Annotated in this window: 1 pseudogene; it reads left to right on the top strand. The window is 75.4% G+C overall.

From position 1 onward, the window contains the following. A pseudogene (locus tag KBX53_RS35950) lies at positions 1-390 on the top strand (hypothetical protein); the annotation flags it as partial.

The following is a 390-nucleotide window of genomic DNA, read 5'->3' on the forward strand; positions in this document are numbered from 1 at the left end:
GCCGCGTACCGCTGGCGGCTGGATCCGGTGACCCTGCGCGAGGAACTGACCGAGCCGGACGACCTGCGGGCCATTCGGCGACGGCTGACCGAGAAGTTGGGCTCGGCGGTCGACAACCGCGCCCGGGCCCGGCTGCTCAGCCTGCGGGCGGTGGCCTCGCGGATTCTCGGCGAGCTGGACGACGCGCTGGCCGACGGCCGGCTCGCCCTCACCTACGCCGAGGCCACCGGCGAGCTGCGCCGGACCGCGCTGGCCCAGGCCCGGCTGGCCCACGTGTTGCGCTGGCGCGGCGACTTCCCCGAGGCGGACCAGCTCTTCGCCCAGGCCAACTCGGTCGAGTTGCCTGACCGGTTGCGGGCCGCGCTGCACGAGCACGCCGGGCGGTCGTGT

The sequence above is a fragment of the Micromonospora sp. M51 genome, assembly GCF_018070305.1.
Classification (GTDB): Bacteria; Actinomycetota; Actinomycetes; order Mycobacteriales; family Micromonosporaceae; genus Micromonospora; species Micromonospora parva.